Source organism: Streptomyces sp. NPDC002463, from assembly GCF_042889835.1.
GTDB lineage: Bacteria > Actinomycetota > Actinomycetes > Streptomycetales > Streptomycetaceae > Streptomyces > Streptomyces nymphaeiformis.
In genome coordinates, this window is sequence record NZ_JBIARL010000004.1 from 394,065 (window position 1) to 413,552 (window position 19,488).

Sequence of the window (19,488 nt, forward strand, 5' to 3'; positions counted from 1 at the left end):
ACACATGGACACCGCGTTGACCGACCCCTCCCGCCCCCACCGAGTCCCCTCCCCGGGGACGGTCCGCACGAGCACCCCGGACCCGTCGCGGCCGCGCGTCCTGGTCGCCGGCGGCGGCATCGGCGGTCTGGCCACCGCACTCGCCCTGGGACGGCGCGGCCACGACGTACTCGTCCTGGAACAGCGGCCGGTCCTCACCGAGAGCGGTGCGGGCGTCCGGCTGGCCCCCCGGGACTTCCGGCTCCTGCACGCGCTGGGCGTCGGGAAGGCCGTACGGGAACGGTCGCTGACACTCGACGCGTTCCACGTCCGGGACGGTTCGACCGGGGAACTGCTCACCGAGGCGAAGCTGCCCACCCGCGGCCGGCCCTCCTCCCTGGCACACGCGGCGGCCCACCGGCTGGACGTGTACGAGCCCCTGCTGGAGGCGTGCTGGGAGCTGGACTCCGTGCGACTGCGCACCGACAGCCGCGTCATCGGCCACACCCGGCGAGGAGGGACGGTACGCGCGCTCCTCGCCGACGGGCGCACCGTGACCGGCGACGCCCTGATCCTCACGGACGGCGCCCGCCCCGACGACGCGCAACCAGGCCGCGGCGTCCCCGGGGAACGGCTGGCCGTGTACCGCACGATCGTCCCCATGGACGCGGTCGCCGACCGGTGGCAGCAGAGCGCCGCCATCTGCTGGGTGGGAGGGGACTGGCACCTCTCGCACTACCCGCTGCCCGACTACCGCTATCTGAGCCTCACCGCGACCCGGCACCACCACACCGGCGACAGCCTCCACGGCACCCGGGTGGACCCGGACGAGGTCCTCGGCGCGTTTCCCGGGATCGCGGCCGCCGCCCGCGACGTCCTCACCACGGGCAGACACTGGCGGGCGCTGACACTCCCCGCCCGCCCGCCCGTCGCGGACCGGGCGCCCGGCCGGATCGCGCGGGTCGGCGACAGCGGGCACGAGGCGCACCGGCCGGAGACCAGCTGCCTGCACCAGGCGCTGGAGGACGCCGTCGCACTCGGCGACTCGTGGGACGCCTCGGGCACCGGTGTCCACGCATGGCTCGCCGATTACGACGCCCGGCACGCCGAGCGGGTGCGGCGCAGCGGCACGGGGCACGCCTCCCGCCACCGGCAGGGCCACTGGGCGGACGACCTGACCCTCGTCGACCACGTCCTGTCCAAGGACTTCGCCGGCTCGTGCTGAACGCCACCGGCCCCGGACGGCACACAGGTCCGTACGGACACCAGCCCCGCCCGCACGCAACGGACGCCGACCCGGGACCAGGCCGCGATCAGACCCGGACCCGGGATCAGACCCGGCATCAGGCCCGAGGAGCGGCCTCGACCAGGACCTTCCCCGGCGGATCCGTCCGGCCCGCCGCGATGTCCATGACGAAGTCCGGGAATGCGCCCAGGGTGATGCGCCGCGAGACCAGCCGGTGCAGCGGAAAGGCCTCCGGGTGCTCCGCGCGCAGCCTGAAGCCCTCCTCGTAGTCCTCCTTGAAGCACCCGTACGCGCCCGACACACCGAGCCGCTTTCCGGCGTGGTCCACCCACGTGAGGAGTTCACCCCGCCGGACGGCGTCGACGTCCACCGGCGCCCCGGGGAACCGGTCGCCCTTCCGGGTGCCGCCGTAGACGAGCACGACCGCCCCGTCGCGGGCCAGCCGGCCCGCCGTCTCCAGCAGTTCCGCGGTGGCCACCGTCGGCGCGACGACGACCACGTCGAACGCGCCGGGGTACGCCTCCGCCTGGGCCAGCGGACGGATCTCGTCCGCGGCGAGGATGCCCTGCTCACGGGCGAAGACACGCCGGGCCTCGCCGCGGTTGAACACCGTGACCGACGCCCCCAGATGACGGGCGTACAGGGCGAACATCAGCCCCGCGCAGCCGGCGCCGACGATCCCGACCTGCTTGCCCGCGAGGGAGTCGAGCCGGGTGAGTTCGAGCAGCTTGCGCAGCGCGTGCACGATGCAGGCGAACGGCTCCGGCATCCAGACGTCCCCGCCGCCGTACGGCCCGGGGACCCGCACGACGGCCTGCTCCAGCTCCTCCTTCGAGCCCCGTACGAACACGTACTCGGCGAAACCGGTGGTGCGGCGGGGAGTGATGTTCGGATTGAGCGTGACGGTGTCGCCGGCCGCGAATCCGCTGCCGGACCCCGCGAAGAAGACGGATCCCACGAGCTCGTGACCGAACAGCGGCCCCCGGTCCTCGGGGACGTCGCGCGAGCCGAGGATCTCCTTGACGTCGGCGCGGCAGATGCCCATGTGGTCGGGCCTGATGACGACGGTGTCGTCCCCGAGCGCCTCGTGCGGGAAGGCGCGCGCGCCGAAGCTCACCACGCCGTTGCTCAGCCTGGTCGTCTCGTACGTCGACAGAACGGTGGACATGTCAGCTCCTTGGTTGGTCCGGGACGATGGCCGGCAGATCCGCCCGCCCGGCACGGGCACGGGCACGCCCGATGTCGAGGGCGAGGCGACCGAGGTCGCCGTGGCGGTAGTCGTTCTCCAGGACCAGCGCCCCGGGGGGCGCGCCCGCGTGGGCGAGGAGCGCGGCCAGGGCCTCCCACACCCCGCCGTCCCCGTCCCCGAGCAGCTCGTGGCCCACGATGCCGCCGGTGCCGTCCTTGAGGTGGACCTGCGGCGCGATCCACGGGTGCGTCGCCTCGATCAGTGCCAGGACGTCGACCCCGTAGACCCGCGGGTTGTACGTGTCGAGCACCAGCCGGAAGCAGGGGGCGGCCACCTGCTCCACGAGGGCCCGCGCGACGGCGGGTTGCAGGGCGTTCTCGCTGGCCAGGAGCAGTCCGCGCGCGTCGGCCTCCCGTGCCGCCCAGGCCAGGACGGCCGCGGTGCGCCTCAGGTCGTCCGGGCCGTCGATGGCGCTGCGGCGGAAGCTGGGGACGAACGCCAGGGGCGCGCCCAGGGCCCGGGCCGTGTCCAGGACGCGGACCAGGACGCGCCGGGCGCGCAGCGCGTCCCGGCTGCCGGCCGGGGCCGTGAGCCCGATGTCGTTGAGGGTGTTGCCCGCGACCCCGAGCAGCTCCACGCCGTGCGCGGCACAGTCGTCGCGGAGCCGGTCGATGGTGCCCGGAGCGTCGAGCCACGGCCCCCGGCCCGGGCCGCCGAGGTCGAGCTGGAGGCCGTCGGCGCCCGCCCGTCGGGCCAGCGCGGCGGCACCGAAGTGGTCCCCCGGCAGCCGCCAGCCGGCGAGTCCCACCCGGGGGGACCGGGTCACGACGCCGTCCGCGCGGCAAGGGCACGGCTCTGGGAGACCGGCACCCCCTCGCCGACCGGACGCCAGCTGCCGGAGGCGTCGACCACGAGGTGCGCGCCGTGCAGTCCGGCACCCGACGTCGCCGCCAGCTCGCGGGCCAGCGGCGCGAAACCGGCCGGTGTCATGTAGGTGCTGTAGTCGAAGTCCTCGGGGCGGCGGCGCCGGATCCCGGGGGTGTCGACCATGCCGGCGGGAAGGGCCTGGACGATGCGCAGGGCCTCCCCGCCGGGCGACCGGGTGCTCTCCTCCTGGGCGACGGAGTCGAGCAGCGCCGAGGCGGCGGCCTTCGAGGCGGCGTACCCGGACCGGCCGGGACCGGCGTTGTAGACGACCTCGGAGGAGATCCCGAGGAACACGCCGGGGGAGCCGGGGCGGCGCAGCGCCGGGAGCGTCCGGTCCAGCGTCAGCCACAGGCCGTGCAGGTTGACGTCGATCTGGCGGCGCCACTCGGCCACGTCGCAGTCCCGGAACAGGGCGCGCCCGGCGCCGTAGTGGACCGCCGAGTAGCAGACGGCGTACAGGGGCTGTGCCGCCGCCGCGTCCAGGGCCTCGACGACCCGGCCGGGGTCCGTGAGGTCCACGGACCTCCAGCGCAGCCGGCCGGCACCGGGGCCTGCCGGGGCGGACCTGCTGAGCACCGTCACGTCGAGGCCGGCGTCGGCCCAGGCGTCGGCGATGCCGCGGCCGATGCCCGTGGAGCCGCCGACCACCAGCGCGCGGCGGTCGTTCTGACCTTGTGCTGTCACCATTTCTCCCTGGGTGGGGCCGGTGCCGGGGCGAAGCGCACGGCGAGTTTGAGGAGCCGGTTCCCGTCGACGGTCCGTCGGCGGCCGGCCGCGAGGCCGTTCATGATGCGGGCGGCCTCGGCGGGCTCCACGACGTGGGTGACCAGGTCGCGGTAGAGCTCCGGGTGGTGCCGCAGTTCGGCGGCCGCTTCCAGGAGGTGGCCATTGCCCACGCCGCGGTGGCCGGTCAGCCGGACGCGCCGGCCCTCGGCCGTGGTCGCCTCGGTGAACACCGCCGGCACGGGGCGCCCGGCGCAGTTGGCGGCCCGCACGGCGGCGAGGTCGACCCCGGGCAGGAGGGCGCTGGCGGCGCCCGGCGGGAGGCCGCCGAACAGGTCGACGGTCAGGTCGCCGCCGCCGAGCCGCAGCGCGAAGGCGAGGGCGTCCAGGGTCCCGTCGCGCGGGGTGGCCAGCAGGGCGGCCGTGGGCCCGTCACCGAGCGGCGGCAGCCCGCCCGGGGCCCCGCCGCCCACCGCCTCCGTGCCGGCGACGGGGTGCCGTTCGCTCCACCGCCGTCCCTCGGGCGTGTGGTGCACGAGCAGGACGCGGACGCCTGTCCCGAGCAGGCCGCGGGCGGCGCGCACGGCGAGCTGGCCGATGTTCCCGTCGCCGTACACGACCAGGGTGCGCGGGCGGGCCGCCGCAAGCAGGCTCAGGGCGTACCGTACGGCAGCCAGCGGCTCGACGAGGGTGCCCGGTTCGGCGTCGGGCACCTGCTCCAGCGGGACGACGAGGCCGCCGCGCACTGCCGTGGCGGGGATGAGGGTGAACTCCTGGAGCAGCCCGTCGACGTTGTGTCCGAGCAGGAACGACGGGTCGTCCCCGTGGGTCGGGTTGACGACGACGGGGGTGCCGGGCGCCAGGGAGGCGGGGACGCCCGGGCCGGCGGCGACCACCCAGGCGACGCCCTCGTGGCCGATGACGGGCGCCGGGTCGTCGCGCAGCCCGCGCAGCATCTGGATGTCCGTTCCGCACAGCCCCGCCACCGGGGTGGTCACCAGCAGTTCGCCCGCGGAGGGGTACGGGGTGGGGCGCAGCCGCAGGTGGACCTTCCCCGCCTCGCGCACGAGCGCCCGGTGGCCGGGAAGGTCCCTCGGCGCCGTCATGCCGCCGCTCCGGAGGACGCGGACACGCCCGCGGCCGTCACCCCGGCGCGGGCCGCGATCCCCGCGCCCACCAGGCCGTCGGCCTCCCCGGGGGCGGTGACGGTGACGCGCCGCTCCCACCAGTCGGGGGTGTGCTCGCTGGTCAGGTACAGCCCCTGCCGGGCGAGGGACGCCAGCAGGGCGCGCCGGTAGTGGTCGCCGAGGCCGTGCACGACGCCGCCGGTCAGGACCGCCTCGTCGATCTCGGGATCGAGGCACAGGGCGGTGCGCAGGACGTCCGCGACGGGAGCGGTGACCGCGTCGAGGAGTTCGCCCGCGAGGGCGTCCCGCTCGTCGAGGGCCCCGCGCAGTGCTTCCTCGAAACCGAGGCCGCCGGCCGTCAGGGCGCCGAGCCGGGAGTGCGACCAGCGGCGGGGCTCCCGCTCCTCGAGGACGCCTGCGGCCCGCGCGATGCCGGGGCCGGAGGAGTACGCCGCCAGGTGCCCGGGCTTCCCGCAGTCGCAGGTCGCCTCCAGCAGCCGTCCGGCCAGTTCCGCGTGGGCCGGCAGGTGGCCGATCTCGCCCTGCAGCCCGCTGCTGTCCACCGGGATCAAGTTCCGCCGCCGGTCGATGACGCGGCAGGCGATGCCCGAGCTGACGGTGGCCAGCAGGATCTTGCGGTGCGCGCCGCGGCCGGGATGCGCGGCGGCGTGCAGCAGCGCGGCCGTGACGTCGTTGACGATGTGCCAGTCGACGTCGGGGCGCCGGGCCGTGAGCGCCGCCCGCAGGTCGTACGGCTCGCTGTGCTCGCCCCACAGGGGCGCGGAGGCGTAGACGAGGCCGGAGCGGTGGTCGAGCGCGGCGCCGAAGGAGACGCCGGCCACGGCGCCCGGCGTCTTGGGCACCGCGCCGCACAGGTCCTTGACCATCATGGCCCGCAGCTCGGCGACGCCGGCGCGGGGGAAGCGCCTGAAGCTGGGGGAGGGGCGCGAGGTGCGGGCACGCAGCTCGCCCCCGGGCAGCCACCACGCCTGGCGGATGTGGGTACCGCCGACGTCGAAGACGGTGACGGCGGCGCTCATATCGCGGCGCCGGCGAGCTCGCCGTTCCTGGTCGCCTTCCATCCGGTGACGAAGTCCAGTGCGCGGTCGAGCTCTTCCGGGGTGAGGTCGTTGGCGAAGACCACGGAGCCGATGCCCCGGGTGAGGGGGACGCGCTGGAGCCCGTCGCGGTGCTTGACCGCGTCCCCCAGGGCCTCTTCGAGGAGCTCGCGGGTGAAGGTGGGGTGGGCGACGGGCAGGCCCAGGTCCTGCATCAGCTTCAGCGCCCGGCCGGTGTCCTCCTGCGACAGGTGCCCGCGCAGGTGGGCGAGGGCGAGGCAGATCGCCATGTCGACGGCCACGGCCTCGCCGTGCAGCAGCGGGGGGTCGGCCCGCAGTTCCAGGGAGGGGCTGAAGGTGTGGCCGTAGTCGACCGACCTCTCCAGGACCTGCTCCCAGAGGTTGGGTTCCAGCTCGTCGAGCATGCCGGAGATCGCCCGGGACAGGACCTCGCTCACCGCGGAGCCGCAGCCGGCCAGGGTGTCGGCGGTGATGGTGCCGGCCGTGGCCTCCAGCAGGTCGAAGAGGGCGGCGTCCTTGACCAACGCCATCTTGACGATCTCGGCCATGCCGTTGGCCACGTGCCGCGGGTCGATGGTGCGCAGGAACTCGGGGTCGATCAGGGCGAGTTCCGGCGCGAAGTAGGAGCCCAGGCGGTTCTTGTGGTGACCGTAGTTGATCCCGGTCTTGACCCCGATGCCCGCATCGATCTGGCCGATCAGCGTGGTGGGGACGCGGACGTAGGGCACGCCGCGGCGGTACATGCTCGCGGCGAAGCCGACGATGTCCAGGACGACGCCGCCGCCGACGGCGACGACCTTCTCGGCGCGGCGCAGGATCCCCATGCGCGACATGGCTTCGGTGACGAGGATGGCCTGCTCCAGGTACTTCGCCTCCTCGTCGCCCTGGACGACCTGCCAGGTCGCCTCGATCCGCCAGTGGGCGAAGTACGCCTCGAACCGGTCCCGGTAGAGCGCGTCGACGGTGGCGTCGATCACCACCAGGGAGCGGAAGGGCCGTCCCCAGCCGCCGCCGCAGGCGTGGGCGAGGGTGGGGTTCTCGGGGTCGAGCAGCCCGCGCACCATGCTGACGCTGTAGTCGACGGGCTGTTTGGCCCGGACGTTCCAGTGCAGTCCGGGGGGTTTGGGAAGGTCGGCAGTCGAATTCAGGCCGGCGGGCCGGGGCGTTGCGGTACCGGGCATGGCAGGACCTCCACGGGATCGATGGGGACCAATGGCGGCAGGCCGTCCGAAGCGGGCCGGCCATCGAGTTCGAACGCTAGGTCGTCACATGAATGCATTTCAACGTGACCATGCTCACATTAGATGCATTCACATGCATGGAAATGGGCGGCCTGGAATCAAGTCTCCGAGGCCTCGGGGGGATCGCGGACGGGGGAGGGTCAGTCCACCGGCATGGCCGGCGCGTACCGGAGCCGGGCGATGAGCGCGGCCGTGGAGTCGCTGACCGCGGCCGCGTCGAAGGTCTCGGCCAGCGCCTTGCGCAGGGTCTGCTCCGCCGCCCCGGCGACCTGCCGGCCCGCCTCGGTGACCTGCACGTCCACCCCGCGCTTGTCGTCGGCGGCGGAGCGGCGCACGACCCACTCGGCCTCTTCGAGCCGGGCGACCATCCGGCTGACGGAGGGCTGGTTGGTGCCCAGTGCCCGCACGAGCTCCGAGATCCGAAGGGTGCCGTCCCGCCGCTCCGACAGGGAGAGCAGGAGCAGGAGTTCGCCGGTGGAGACTCCGTGGTTGCGGGCCAGCCGCCTGCTGGCCGCCGAGTTGACCTGCTCCATCAGGCGGGCCAGCTGCCGCCAGAGGGCGAGTTCGTCCAGCTCGCCGCCGGGTCCCCAGGTCTCCATCGGTGCGGCCCTTCGCTGAGTCTTGCCGGACGTTCTGTTCACCCGCCTGTCACGTCGCCCAGCGTAACTCCTTGCGCAGGTTGACCGCACCCTCGTGTTCGTTCATCATTTACATGCAACTGAATGCATCTGAAAGCGCTCCCCAGAAAGGCTCGGTCACCATGCCCTTACCCCTCCTCGCCCTGATGCTCGGGGTCTTCTGCGTGGGCACCGCCGAGATCGCCATCGCGGGAATCCTCCCCGAAATGTCCGCCGACCTGGGCGTGTCCGTCCCCACGGTCGGCCTCCTGGTCACCGGCTACGCGCTGGGCGTGACCATCGGCGGCCCGATCATCACCCTGCTGACCGCCAAGTGGTCCCGCAAGGGCCTGCTGCTCGGGCTGATGGGCATCTTCATCGTGGGCAACGTCGTCGCGGCACTGGCACCCAACTACGGGATGCTGATGGGAGCGCGGATCTTCACCTCCTTCAGCCACGGCACCTTCGCCGCCGTGGCCTGGCACGTCGCCGCCCTCATGTCCCCCCCGGACAAGCAGGCGACCGCCATGGCCAAGATCGCACTGGGCTTCAACTTCGCCAACGTCCTCGGCTCCCCCATCGGAACGCTCATCGGCCAGCAGTTCGGCTGGCGCTCCACCTTCGTCTTCATCACCGTCTTCGCTGTGGCCTGCGTCGCCCTCATCTACGCCTTCGTCCCCAGCGGCCTCAGCACCACGGACGACGAGGACACCGAGAAGGACGTCTCGCTGCGCGACCAGCTGAAGGTGTTCCGCAGCGGAAGCCTCCAACTGTCCATGCTGATCACCGTCCTCGCCCAGGGCGCCGTCTTCACCACCTCCACCTACCTGGCCCCCCTGCTCCGCGACGTCAGCCACTTCGCGCCCGCCATGGTCGGCATCCTGCTGATCGTCTTCGGTATCGGCTCGGTCCTGGGCAACATCCTCGGCGGCAGGGCCGCGGACACCAACGTCATGCGCGGCGTGCTCACCGCCCAGACGGCCCTGCTGGCCTCACTCGTACTCTTCTGGGTGTTCAGTCCCCACCAGATCCCCGCAGTCGCCGCCCTCTTCCTGTTCGGCGCCGCCGGCTTCTCCATCATCCCCGCCCTCCAGGCCCGCATCCTCTCCGTGGCCGCCGCCGCCCCCGCACTCGCCCTCTCCGCCAACGTCTCCGCCTTCAACCTCGGCAACGGCCTCGGCGCCTGGCTCGGCGGCACCACCATCGACCTCGGCCTCGGCGTCCGCGACGTCACCCTGACCGCCGCCCTGGCCACCACCACCGCCCTGCTCCTCTCCCTCGCGATGTGGGCCCGCACCCGCCGACCGGACACCCGACTCCCCACCCTCGACACCACCCCGAGCGCCACCGACACCCCGGTCCACCAGAAGACCCCGTAGCACCCCACTCCGACCCCACGGTCCAAGGGCCGCACCCCCCCGACGGCGGGCGCGGCCCCCACGCATGCCCGTCCAGGACCCGGCACACGACAATTCCCGGGTCCCGCAACACCCCTCTCCCCACGATGAGCCGCAGCACCTCCAGGACCCGCCGCATCCCGCACCGGCGGGGATGCTCCATGGACGCCCGCAGCACAAATGCCCACCACTCGGAACCACCGCCGCCCATTCGCACTCTGCCTAAGCGACAGCAGAGCATCATGAACGGAGGCCACCATGAACCGGCGCACACTGCTCGCGGCGGGTACCGGCTACACGGCGGCCGCAGCCTGGGCGGTGGGCTGGGGCAGCGGCCAGGTGAGGGCCGCGCCCAGCAGCGGTTCCGCCCCTGCCGCCAGCGGACAACGGCCCCTGGGTCCCGCATCCGCCGCAGCCGGCAGCCGCCCGGTCGCGCCCCGCGCCGCTGACTGGTCCGCGCTCGACAGGGGCCTCCAGGGCGGTCTGATACGTCCGGGCGATGCCGACTACGCCACCGCCCGCCAGCTGTACAACACCCGCTTCGACGGTCTGCGCCCCGCCGCCGTCGCCTACGTGGCCAACACCGCGGACATCGCCGAGTGCCTGGCCTTCGCACGCCGCCACGGTACCCCCGTCGCCATCCGCAACGGCGGGCACTCCTACGCCGGCTGGTCCAGCGGCAACGGACGCCTGGTCATCGACGTCTCCGCGCTGAAGTCCATTCGCACTGACTCCGGCACTGCCGTCATCGGGGCCGGTGCCAAGCTCATCGACGTCTACACCCAGCTCGGCGCACGAGGCGTCACCATCCCCGGCGGATCCTGTCCCACGGTCGGCATCTCCGGCCTGACGCTCGGTGGCGGCCACGGCGTGGTCTCGCGCGCTTACGGGCTCACCTCCGACAACCTCACCGGCGCCCGCATCGTCACCGCCGACGGCAGGACCCTCGACGTGTCCAAGGACCGGGAGAGCGACCTGTTCTGGGCACTGCGCGGCGCAGGAAACGGAAACTTCGGCGTCGTCACCGAACTCCGGTTCCGCACCCACAGGGCCGCCGACGGCGTCACCGCGCACATGACCTGGCCCTGGTCCAAGGCCGCCGCCGCACTCCGCTCCTGGCAGGAGTGGGGCCCCGCCCAGCCCGACGAGATCTGGTCAGCACTGCACCTGTCCGCCGTCGCCGGCCGGACCCCCACCGTCTCCATCAGCTGCTTCTCACTCGGCACGTACGGCGCCTTGCAGAACGCCGTCGACCGACTGGCGGACCGCGCCGGCGGTCCCGGCGCCGCCTCCCGCATCACCATGCGCCGCCGCGGCTACCTCGACACCATGCGGATGTACGCGGGCTGCGCGACGAAGTCCACCACCCAGTGTCACCTGCCCGGCAGAACCCCGGGGCGGCAGCCCGCCGGCGTACTCCAGCGGGAGACGTACGCGGCACGTTCGGACTTCTTCAACCGCTCACTGAGTACCGACGGCATCCGGTCACTGCTCGACCAGGTCGAACGCCACGGACGCAGCAGCAACAGCGGCGCCGTCTCCATCGCGCTCACCGCCTTGGGCGGCGCCGTCAACCGCGTTTCCCCGCAGGCGACCGCCTTCGTACACCGCAACTCGCGCTTCCTGGCGCAGTACACCGCATCCTGGCCCGCCGGTCACGCCGGCGCGGCGGCGACGACCTGGCTGGACGGCACGCACACCGCGATGCGCCGGCACGCCTCGGGCGCGGCGTACCAGAACTACACGGACGCGAATCTGAGCAACTGGCGCTCCGCGTACTACGGATCGGCCGCTCACCGGCTGGCTGAACTGAAGAGGCGCTACGACCCGGGCAGGATGTTCGACTTCCCCCAGGCTCTGTGAACCGACGCGGGGTGTCGTCACACAGCGGCACCCCGAACCACCGCCGCCGGATGCGCGGTGTGCGCTGCCCGCCCCCGCGAAGCCTGCGGTGTCCCCGGAGAAGCACGGGCGCGGGGACGGTGCCGCCGAGGCGGCGAGCAACTCCTCGGAGGAGAACTGCTCCCCGCTCGTGCGAGGAAGGTCCCCGTCATGGAAGGGCACGGCCGGGATGTCCCGACCTCGCTCCTGACGCTTCGTCGGGGATGGGGCCGACCACCTCGAGATCCTCGACAGAGTCAAGCCGAGGTGGCGCCGGCCGGCCGTGCAAGAGCAGGCGCCCGCCAGACCGGTGGCCCGAGACACCACCATGCGACGTCGCATGCCCAAGCCCCCGCGGCGGCAAAGAGATGATCAAGGATTCGATCGCTTTGTCCGTCAGTGAGGTCTAGTGCGGCGTTCGCGGAGTTTTCTTGATCTTCACGCGCGGAACCTGACGTGACATCGTCGCAGCGTAAGCGGCAGCCGCGTCTCATGGGGGGAGAGGCGCCGAGCAGGCAGGCATCGCCCTGCCGGAATGCTCCACGGCGGCCTGTGACCTCCATACCCGATGCTGCCGAACCGTCATAGAGATCGGCAGACACAGAAGTGCCATGGGCCCGAGGCGTCGGCAGACGCAGACATCGCTTCAGAAACCTGGTGGCCCGGACCACCAGCGCCACAGCCCTCCTCACCGCCTCGGCCGTACTGACCGGCCTGGTCCAGGCCGTACCGGCAGCGGCCGACACGGTGCCGGAGGAGGACACCGGCTGGATGCGCAACAGCGTCGGCTACCAGCGGCGGGTCGACCGCTGTCTGGCCGCCGAGGCGCTGCACTTCGGCGGTCCCCTGCAGAAGGCGCGCGCCATCCAGGGGTTGACCGGCACGCCGGAGGAGCTCCGCGCGACCGTCATCAGTGCGGACACGATCGGATACGGGCCGCTCGGCCAGGCTTCCGGCGAGGACGGCCGCGCCGCCCAGGCGTACAGCAACATGGTCGTGGACCGACGCCTCGCGCTGCAGGGTGCCAACGACCCCTACGTCCGGTCGGCGTGGGAGAGCGACGACATGGAGTGGCACGTGCCGGCGTTCGGCGCCGACGTCACGCGCTTCACCCTGGAGACCCAGGCCAGGATGTCGAATCTGGGCTCGGACGAGCACAGCGTCGCCAGCCCCGAGGCGATAGCCAAGGCCAAGGAGGTGGCCAAGGAGAACGAGGGCAAGGACGCCTTCCACGACATGACGTCGGGCTGGATGCTCTCGGACGACCAGATCAACGTCAGGGGTTACGCGTACGGGACGACCGCCACCGACATCGCCGCCTACCTGAAGCACGGCGGCTTCCCGACCGTGGCGCCCGCCAAGGACTCGCCCGAGTACCGCGTCGAGGTCGAGGACCAGAAGCAGGCCTGGTCCGCCTGTGACAGCCAGAACCCGTTCGACCCGCGCCGCGTGCTCAACGAGCCCGTGATGACCGCCATGGTCGAGTGGGAGCAGGAGTACGCCGGCCAGGCCGGCCAGCGCGCGAAGATCATGCAGGCGGACGCCGACGCCGGCGCCGCGACCCGCGAGGCCACCGACGACATGATCGAGGCGATCGGCCAGGCATGGGCGGTCGACCAGATCCTGACCTGGCGCAAGTACTGGCAGGACACGCTCGCCACCAACCCGAACACGATCTTCGAGAAGCCCGACCAGGCCTTCTACGACAAGGCCGACGCCGACCTCGCGCGCTACCGGTCGAACATCGCCGCCCTCGTCGCGTCGGCACAGGCCCACGCGGGCACGGCGGCCACGGCCGCGCAGACGGCCGTGACCGCGCAGCAGGAGGCCTGGGCCGTCGCCGACACGAGCCATGTGCCGCGCGGCCGGGGTCTGACGTACGCCCGGCAGTCGGTGCAGGTCGCCCGCGCCTCCGCGGCCGCCGCCACGGCCGCCGCGAAGGCGACCGAGACCGCGCTCGCCGCGGCCAACGCGTCCGTCGCCACCAGTGACGCGCTGCTCGCCAAGGCGCAGACCGAGTCGCACGCGGTCGGCGCCGAGTTCCGCCGGGTGGCCGCGCAGGAGGCCGCCGCCCAGGCGAAGGCCGCCGCCGACAGCGCCGAGGCCAACGCCACGGCCGCCGCCGAGAGCGCGAACACCGCCAAGGCCGCCCGTACGACGGCCGAGGACAAGCGCGACAAGGCGAAGGCCGCCGCCGGCACCGCCGCCACCGAGCGGGCCAAGGCCCAGACGGAGCAGGCCACCGCTGTCGCCTCCCGTGCCAAGGCCGCCGCCGAGCGCGCCAAGGCGCAGGAGGCCGAGCAGCGGGCCGCAACGGAGCAGGCCTCGGCCAAGAGTGCCGACACGGCCGCCGGGACCGCCGCCACCGAGGCGGCGACGAAGCGGAAGCTCGCGAACGAGAAGGCCAAGACCGCCCAGGTCGACCGGGAGAGGGCTGTCGCCGCCGCACAGGCGAAGCAGGCGACAGCGGCCCGTGCGGCGGCGCTGGAGACCGCTGCCGCGGCCGCCGAGGGCACGGCGGCCGCCGCGGAGACCCGCGCGGCCGCGGTAGCGGCCCGTACGGCCGCCGACCAGGCCGCGGACGCCGCCGCCGCCGCGCAGACCGCCGCGGACCAGGCCACCGCCGCCGCCGTCAGCGCCCGTTCGGCCGCCACCACGGCGGAGGGCGCGGCCAAGCGGGCCGAGGCCGACGCGAGCAAGGCGTGGTCGGCGTACTACTCCTCCATCAAGGCGGCTTCCGCCGCGCGCGCGGCGGCCGCCACCGCCCTCGACGCGTCCAGGGACGCGGCGATCCGTGCGGGCAACGCCGCCACGGCGTCGAAGAACGCCGACGGGCTCGCCAAGAAGGCCCGGCAGGAAGCCGCCGCCGCCGAGAGCGACGCCGCCGAAGCGGTGAAGTCGGCGGGCGTCGTGGTGGGCCGCGCCCATGCGGCCGGCCAGGCGGCACTCGTCGCCCGGGACGCCGCGACGAACGCGGTCGCCGCCGCCGACGAGGTCCTCGCCATCGGTTCGCCGTACAAGGAGAAGGACGCCTCGGCGGCGTTCGCGATGCTGGTCGGCCAGTCGTCGAGGACGATCGCGGAGCAGCAGGCCGCCGCAGCCGCGGCCAAGGCCACCGAAGCGGCCTCGGCCGCGGAGTCCGCACAACAGACCGCCGCCCGGGCCACGGGCGACGCGAAGCTCGCCGCCGAGGCCGCCGCAGCGGCGGCGACCGATTCGGTGCGCGCGGTCGAGGCCGTGACCCGCGCCCAGGCGTCCGCGGCCGAGGCCTCCGAGGCGCGGAAGGGCGCCACCGCCGCCTCCGACGCCGCCGCAGGCCACGCCGATCAGGCCGGGAACGACGCGGCGTCCGCCCGCCTCACCGCGGACGAGGCGAGCGACGCGGCCACCGAGGCCGAGCGCGAGGCCACCGACGCCGAGCGGCACGCCGCCGAGGCGAACGAGAAGTCCGGGCGGGCGGGCGAGGCCGCCGACGAGGCCGCGGACAAGGCGGCCGGGTCTGAACGGGCGGCCAAGGAAGCCGAGTCGAAGGCATCCGACGCCACCGGCGACAGCACGGCCGCCGAGGAAGCCGCCGCACAGGCGGAGAAAGCGCAGCAGACGCGGAACGAGGCGGCGCACAAGGAGGCGCTCGCCGAGGGCGTCACGCCGATCGAGGGCGGTGCGAACAACTGGCCGGCGCTCGGTGAGCGCGAGGAGCAGATCCTCCTCGACGCCTGTGGCCAGACCTGTGTCGACGACTACCGGAAGGGCCTCGCGGCCGTCTCCGTGAACGTCGTCGCGTGGGCGACCGTCAACGGCGGGCAGATCCTCTTCGAGCAGCTCGACCCCGCCAAGGTGAAGCAGTGCCTGCCGGCCTCGAACGTCGAGCAGTGCCTCTGGGCGCTGGTCGACGTCCCGTCGTCCGCCGTGATCGTGGGCCGTATTCCCGCGCTCGCGCAGGCGATCGAGAAGGTCTCCGACGGCATGCGGACGATCTTCCGCGACGCCGACGACGCGCTGCGCCGGCTCAACGAGCTGACGGCCGTCCTTCGTGACGTGCGCGGCGCCCCGCGCCTCAACCGGTGTCTCGCGGGTGTCGCCCTGCACGCGGGCGGCGCGAACATGAAGGCCAGGGCCATCGAGGCTCTGACCGGTACGAACGACGACCTGCAGGCGGTCGTCGGCGATGTCGGCTGGATCGGGTTCTTCCCTCTGGGGCAGGCCTACGAGCAGGACCGGCGGGCCGGTTACGCCTACCGGGACGCCTTCGCGGCACGTGAGGCCCTTCTGGAGGACGCCAACCGTCCGTACGCGATGAGCTCGTTCGACGACGGGATCACGCTGCACGCACCGCGCTTCGGCGCCGACGTCCTCGAGTTCACGCTGTCCACCCAGCCGAAGGTGTCCGCACGTCTCGGCTGGGACGGTCACACCAACGCGAGCCCCGAGGCGGTCGCCAGGGCCCGGGAGATCACTGAGCAGAACCGCGGCAAGGACCCCTGGCGCGACTTCGCCGCGGACTTCATGCTGCTGGATTCCCGTGTGAACAGGACCGAGTACGCGGACGGCACCACGGCCAGCGAGGTCGCGTCCTACCTGCGGCACGGTGGCTTCCTCGACAAGAAGCCCGTCGAGGGGACGCCCGAGTTCCGCGTCGAGGTGGAGAACCTCAAGCAGGCGTGGTCCGCGTGTGACCACGCCGACCCGGTGGACCCGCGCAACGCCCTGAGCGAGGCGGTCTCCCAGGCCTCGTACGAGTGGGAGGCGGAGTACGCCGGTCAGGCCGCGCCGCGCGCCGTCATCATGCAGGCGGAGGCGGACGCCGCCGCCGCGACCCGGTCCGCCACCGATGCCATGATCGAGGCCATCGGCCAGGCGTGGCGCGCGGACCAGATCCTGCGCTGGCAGAAGTACTGGCACGACCAGCTGGAGGCCGATCCGGACAACATCCTCAAGCCGGAGCAGGCCCTGTTCGACCAGGCGAAGGCGGATCTGGCGAACGCCCGGGGCAAGGTCCAGGCGCTGGTCACCACCGCCAAGGACCAGGCCACCGCCGCCAACGCCGCCGCCCAGCGTGCGGTGACCGGGCAGCAGCAGGCCTGGGCGATCGCGGACGCCGCCGAGGTGCCGCGTGGCCGGGGCCTGATGTACGCCCGGCAGTCGGTGCAGGTCGCCCGCGCCTCGGGCGCGGCCGCGACGGCCGCGGCGAAGGCGACCGAGACGGCGCTGAACGCGGCGAACGCCACCGTGTCGACGTCCGAGGCGCTGCTGGCGCTGGCGAAGACCGAGGCGCACGCCGTCAACACCGAGTTCCGTCGCATCGCCGCGCAGGAGGCCGCCGCCCAGGCGAAGGCCGCCGCGGACAGCGCCGACGCCTACGCGGCCTCGGCCGCGGCGAACGCCGAGACCGCGAAGAAGGCCAAGGAGAAGGCCCTCGCGGAGGAACAGGACGCCAAGCAGGCGGCGGCCGACGCGCAGGCGCAGCGTGCCGTCGCCGAGCTGGAGCGCGCCAACGCGGCGGCCTACCGGGCCACCGCCGAGCGCGAGCGGGACAAGGCGGCCGGCCACGAGGCGGACGCCGTCGCCCAGGGCCGGATCGCGAGCGACGCCCGCGCCTCGGCCGAGGCGGCGGGATCCACGGCCGCGTCCAAGCGGGTTGTCGCCGAGCAGGCGGAGCGCGACGCGGTCGCCGCCCGCGACAAGGCTCGTGAGGCCGAGCAGCGGCGGGACTCGCTGAACGCGAAGGCGGCGGCCCTGGAGGCCAAGGCCGCCGCGGACGAGGGTACGGACGCGGCGACCGCTTCGCGCACTGCGGCGACCGACGCCCGTTCCGCTGCTAACGAGGCGACGACGGCGGCCACCGACGCGCGTGCGGCGGCGAACGCGGCCACGGCCGCGGCCACCAGCGCCCGTGAGGCGGCCACCAAGGCGCAGGGCTCCGCGTCCCGCGCCAGGGCGGCGTCCGACAGTGCCTGGGCGTCTTTCTGGGTCGCGGCCGGTTCCGCCGCCGCGGCGCATGCGGCGGCGGCCGAGGCCATCGACGCGTCGGAAGACGCTGCGGCTGATGCGAAGGCCGCCGAGGAGCAGTCGGAGAAGGCCTCCGCGGCGGCCAAGGTCGCCAAGACGGAGGCGGCGGCCGCCCGTTCGGAGGCGGCACAGACCGCGTCCTGGGCGGCGACGACCGCGGGCAAGGCGCTCGCGGCGGTGCAGTCCTCGCTGGCGGCGCGTGACTCCGCGGCCGCGGTGACCAAGCCGGCGAACGAGGCCATCGCGCTCGGCGGCCCGTTCCAGGAGGTCGACAGCTCGGCCGCGTTCGCGGTGCTGACCGGCCAGCAGTCGCTGACGATCGCACAGCAGCAGGCCGCCGCTGCGGCAGCCACGGCGAACCAGGCCGAGGGCATGTCCGCCGAGGCGAAGGCGCTGGCCGCGCAGGCGGCGGCGGACATGAAGCTCGCTGCGGAGGCCTCCGCGGCCGCTGCTGCGGACGCGTCCCGCGCGGCCAAGGCGTACCAGCGGGCCCAGGCCTCGGCCACCCAGGCCGCTGAAGAGGCTCAGGGGGCCCAGGCTGCGGCGGGCCGTGCCGACGGCTACGCCACGGCGGCCGGAACCGCCGCGATGGCGGCGGGGTCGGCGGCGATGCAGGCCGAGTCCGACGCGGCGGCGGCGGACGCGGCGGCGACCGAGGCGGAGAAGGACGCCGCTTCGGCCCGCGCCGCGGCCACCAAGGCCGAGGAGGACGCCGCCAGCGCCCGTGCCACCGCCACCAAGGCGGAGGACGACGCGACGGCGGCCGAGACGGCCGCGTCCCACGCGCGGGAAGCGGCGGAGGAGGCCCAGGCCGCCGCCGACCGCACCGAGACGACCGGTGACAAGGAGCAGATCTCGCAGGGCGTCACCACCGGGATCGGCGACGTGTGGGTGGTCCTCGACCACATCGAGTACATCGGTGAGCCGAAGAACGTCAAGAAGGACAACTGCAACCCGATCATCCACATCGGGGACTGCAAGATCACGGCCGATATCACGTACAAGTCGCACGTCGACGTGTACATGTGCGTGGCCTCGCCCGACACGTACTTCGGCCGCTGCCCGCAGGCGGACACGGTCTACCTCGGCCGCGAGGTGACGGACCCCAGGACCGAGCAGCTCAGCTACACGCTGTCGATGGTCGAGTTCAACTCGGGGATCGACCCGGTCGACGTCCTGCTCGGCGACTTCATCGGCTGCGCCCAGAAGATCACGCCGGGCGGCGAGTCGGGCAGTTGGGGCGACTGCGCGTGGGCGGCCAGCTGGTTCGTCGCGGGCCCGCTCTTCCGGGCCGGCAAGGCCGCGGTGTACGCGCTGGACGCGGCGCTCAGGACGGGCATCGGGTTCATGGACGCCTACCGGGCGCTCCGCACCATCGGTCTGACCGAGGCCGCCGTTCAGGGCATCATCAGCCGGATCTTCCGGAAGGTCGGCGAGGCATGCGAGCTCGCGGACACCGCGACCCTCAAGCTCGCGTCGTTCTCCACGGCGTCGTTCTCCACCGCGTCGGCCGACGAAGACGTCGTCAAGAAGTGCCAGGAGGTCCTCAAGGACATAGTCAAGGACGGCGATCACGTCGTCCTCGGAGTCAACCCCCACTCGGACGATCTGGCCAAGTTCATCGGCGGCGGCGCGGACACCTTCAACAACAAGGTGTACGGCACCGAAATGCCGGCCAGCATGGGGATGGGGACTCGCGCCCTGTGGACGGTGGGAGTGGAGCGGGCAGTGATCAATCCCAACGTGAAGCTCTCCGTGTCTCTGGACGGTGTCGCGGGTGCCAAGGACGCCGATGAGGCGCTGAACCTGCTTCTGCAGCGAGGGGAAGGAATCACGCCCAACGACTGGGAGGCGATTCAGAAGGGCGGCTACGGAACCGCATGGGAGATGACCAAGCTCCGTGCGGCCCTCCGGATGGAGTACCGCAACTGGGCGTCCATCAAGTGGTACATGACCAAGCTCGACGCGGCGGGCAAGCCGGTGCTCGACGACGCGGGCAAGCCGGTGTTCGAGGAGGTGTTCCCGAAGAAGCTGACGTACGCCAACGGAACGCCGGTGGAGTAGTGAGAAGAA

At 73.2% G+C, this 19,488-nt stretch carries 11 protein-coding genes; 4 read left to right on the forward strand and 7 right to left on the reverse strand.

The window, feature by feature from the left end; genetic code table 11:
- Window positions 1–4: 4 nt before the first annotated feature.
- Window positions 5–1,204 (forward strand): FAD-dependent monooxygenase, encoded by a 1,200-nt coding sequence (locus tag ACFYX3_RS12085; RefSeq protein WP_389011453.1) that lies wholly within the window; start codon window positions 5–7, stop codon window positions 1,202–1,204.
- Between the two features lie 118 nt (window positions 1,205–1,322).
- Here ACFYX3_RS12085 and ACFYX3_RS12090 read toward each other — a convergent pair whose 3' ends face one another.
- The 7 genes from ACFYX3_RS12090 to ACFYX3_RS12120 form a co-directional block, all read right to left on the reverse strand.
- A complete protein-coding gene (locus ACFYX3_RS12090) occupies window positions 1,323–2,393 on the reverse strand; it encodes an alcohol dehydrogenase catalytic domain-containing protein (RefSeq protein WP_389011456.1) in 1,071 nt (356 codons plus the stop codon).
- Between the two features lies 1 nt (window position 2,394).
- Window positions 2,395–3,240 carry a sugar phosphate isomerase/epimerase family protein gene (locus ACFYX3_RS12095; protein ID WP_389011459.1) on the reverse strand — a complete coding sequence of 282 codons (846 nt, stop codon included), beginning with the start codon at window positions 3,238–3,240 and terminating at the stop codon, window positions 2,395–2,397.
- The gene (locus ACFYX3_RS12100; protein WP_389011462.1) at window positions 3,237–4,028 is read right to left on the reverse strand and encodes an SDR family NAD(P)-dependent oxidoreductase; all 792 of its coding nucleotides are present in this window, start codon (window positions 4,026–4,028) and stop codon (window positions 3,237–3,239) included. Before ACFYX3_RS12100 ends, ACFYX3_RS12095 begins: the two co-directional genes overlap by 4 nt.
- Complete coding sequence (locus tag ACFYX3_RS12105; RefSeq protein WP_389011466.1) at window positions 4,022–5,170, reverse strand: alcohol dehydrogenase catalytic domain-containing protein; 1,149 nt, start codon at window positions 5,168–5,170, stop codon at window positions 4,022–4,024. Before ACFYX3_RS12105 ends, ACFYX3_RS12100 begins: the two co-directional genes overlap by 7 nt.
- A complete protein-coding gene (locus tag ACFYX3_RS12110) occupies window positions 5,167–6,231 on the reverse strand; it encodes an ROK family protein (protein ID WP_389011469.1) in 1,065 nt (354 codons plus the stop codon). Before ACFYX3_RS12110 ends, ACFYX3_RS12105 begins: the two co-directional genes overlap by 4 nt.
- The gene (locus ACFYX3_RS12115; RefSeq protein WP_389011472.1) at window positions 6,228–7,451 is read right to left on the reverse strand and encodes a sedoheptulose 7-phosphate cyclase; all 1,224 of its coding nucleotides are present in this window, start codon (window positions 7,449–7,451) and stop codon (window positions 6,228–6,230) included. The genes ACFYX3_RS12110 and ACFYX3_RS12115 overlap by 4 nt, the downstream gene beginning before the upstream one ends.
- A gap of 200 nt (window positions 7,452–7,651) precedes the next feature.
- Window positions 7,652–8,110 (reverse strand): MarR family winged helix-turn-helix transcriptional regulator, encoded by a 459-nt coding sequence (locus tag ACFYX3_RS12120; protein WP_389011475.1) that lies wholly within the window; start codon window positions 8,108–8,110, stop codon window positions 7,652–7,654.
- A gap of 161 nt (window positions 8,111–8,271) precedes the next feature.
- On the opposite strand from ACFYX3_RS12120, the gene ACFYX3_RS12125 reads away from it, so the two are divergent.
- The 3 genes from ACFYX3_RS12125 to ACFYX3_RS12135 all read left to right on the forward strand — a co-directional run bounded on the left by ACFYX3_RS12125 (window position 8,272) and on the right by ACFYX3_RS12135 (window position 19,479).
- Entirely contained in the window at window positions 8,272–9,507 is a 1,236-nt protein-coding gene (locus tag ACFYX3_RS12125; protein ID WP_389011478.1) for an MFS transporter, read from the forward strand.
- Window positions 9,508–9,783: 276 nt separating this feature from the next.
- Window positions 9,784–11,388: an FAD-binding oxidoreductase gene (locus tag ACFYX3_RS12130; protein WP_389011481.1), complete on the forward strand. Its 1,605-nt coding sequence runs from the start codon at window positions 9,784–9,786 to the stop codon at window positions 11,386–11,388.
- Between the two features lie 675 nt (window positions 11,389–12,063).
- Window positions 12,064–19,479 (forward strand): polymorphic toxin type 27 domain-containing protein, encoded by a 7,416-nt coding sequence (locus ACFYX3_RS12135; RefSeq protein ID WP_389011484.1) that lies wholly within the window; start codon window positions 12,064–12,066, stop codon window positions 19,477–19,479.
- The last annotated feature ends 9 nt before the right edge of the window (window positions 19,480–19,488 follow it).